The organism is Methylophilus sp. (assembly GCF_035460085.1).
Taxonomy (GTDB): Bacteria; Pseudomonadota; Gammaproteobacteria; order Burkholderiales; family Methylophilaceae; genus Methylophilus.
This window is the reverse complement of the sequence record NZ_DATHWZ010000103.1, coordinates 1-1,839: the sequence shown is the minus strand read 5'-3', so window position 1 is coordinate 1,839 and position 1,839 is coordinate 1. Positions and strand designations below refer to the sequence as shown.

The 1,839-nt window shown below is 53.2% G+C and carries 2 protein-coding genes; both read left to right on the top strand.

From position 1 onward, the window contains the following. Position 1 precedes the first annotated feature (1 nt). Positions 2–1,027 carry an AAA family ATPase gene (locus tag VK958_RS13485; protein ID WP_325242201.1) on the top strand — a complete coding sequence of 342 codons (1,026 nt, stop codon included), beginning with the start codon at positions 2–4 and terminating at the stop codon, positions 1,025–1,027. 23 nt (positions 1,028–1,050) lie between these two features. Further along, positions 1,051–1,839 (top strand): DUF58 domain-containing protein (locus VK958_RS13480; RefSeq protein WP_325242200.1); only part of this gene is annotated, 789 nt, incomplete at its 3' end.

The following is a 1,839-nucleotide window of genomic DNA, read 5'->3' as shown; positions in this document are numbered from 1 at the left end:
ATTGGCAGATTGGCGTAACCATGCACTGAACCTGGAAAAACAGGTCAACCAGGTGATTGTTGGACAGAGCAAAGCCATTCGTTTGATGAACACTGCGATTTTTGCACGCGGGCATGTGTTGCTGGATGGTGGCGTCGGTGTCGGTAAAACCACCTTGCTGCAATCGATTGCGCGCGGTATCGGTGGCGCCTATGAGCGGATCGAAGGCACGGTGGATTTGATGCCGAATGACCTGATTTACCACACCTTCCTCGGTCCGGATGGCAGGCCGCAGATTGATGAAGGCCCGCTGTTGCGTGCCGGTGAAAATTTATCCGTGTTCTTCTTTAACGAGATCAACCGTGCACGGCCACAGGTGCATGCCCTGATGCTGCGCGTGATGGCCGAGCGTCATATCAGCGCCTTCAAGAAAGAATACCGCATGCCGCATATGATTGTGTTTGCCGACCGTAACCAGGTGGAGAAGAACGAGACGTTTGAAATCCCTTCTGCGGCGCGTGACCGTTTCATGATGGAGATTCCGATTGAAATTCCAGCTGACCGCGAGCTGAAAAAATCACTGGTGTTCAATACCAAGTTCCAGCATGCCGAAAAACTGACGCAACAGGTGGAGAGCGATATCCTCAAATTCGACCAGTTGAATGCATTTTCTGACCGTTTGCAAGACCACATTAAATCCAGCGATGTGCTGGAGGAATACACCATGGATTTATGGGATGCGACGGTGAACCCGGAAAAGTTTGGCGTGACCATGGACAGTGTGGATATTTCGCGCCTGATCCAGGCCGGGGCCAGCCCGCGCGGCATGGGTATGCTGATGAAAGCGGCGCGCGTGAATGCGTGGCTGAATGGCCGCGACAGTGTGTATCCGGAAGATATCCATGCCGTGTTCCACGAAGTGATCTCGCACCGCCTGGTGTTCAATGCCGCTTATGAAAACCGCAGGACGGTGCTGGCACGTGAGTTGACCAATAACATCATCCGCACGATTGCGGTGCCTAGCCTGACCTTCAGCAAAGCGGCCTAAGCAAGCATTGAAAGAAAACCCACATGATACGTGCATTCAAAAAAGCCGGGAAGAAAGCGCCTGCGTATGGTGATGAAGCGGGTTATGCGCAGCCGTTTGAATATGTGATCGGCTGGAAGTCGGACAGTATCCAGCTGGGTGATCATGCCGGCACGCAGCGCGGCCTCGGTTCGGATTATCGTGGCACGGTGAACCTGGTGGATTACCCGGATGCAAGGCGCATGGATTTGCGCCAGACCATCCGTGACCCGTTCGAGCAGGTGCAGGTGCGGCAGTTTAACCAGGACAGCACGACGCCGATTTATGCGGTGTGTGATTTATCCAGTTCCATGCAGTTCCGCGGGCATACACGTAAATTGGATACCGCGATTGAAGTGGCGACGGCGGTGGCAAATTCGGCTTATCACGCCGGTGATTTGTTTGGGTTTATCGGCTACAACCAACAAGTGCTCGAAGACTATACCTTGCCGTTAAGCCGCAATCTGCACCAGAGCAAAGCAACCATCGCCATGTTGCATGATTACCAGCATCTGCGCATAGGGGTTGAAGGGGTGACTGACATGCCTAACTTTTTAGGGCAGACGCGTGCACTGGTGTTCTGGATTTCCGATTTTCATATGCCGCTCGGCGTGATCGAGAAAACCTTGTCTGCGATGTCGGCGCACAAAGTGATCCCGGTTGTGTTGTGGGACGATGAGGAATACAAAAAACTGCCCAAGTTTGGCTTTGGCACCATGATAGACCTGGAAACCGGCCGCAACCGCACCCTGTTTTTCCGCAGTGAAGTAAAGGCCAAATTCCTGGATGCATTT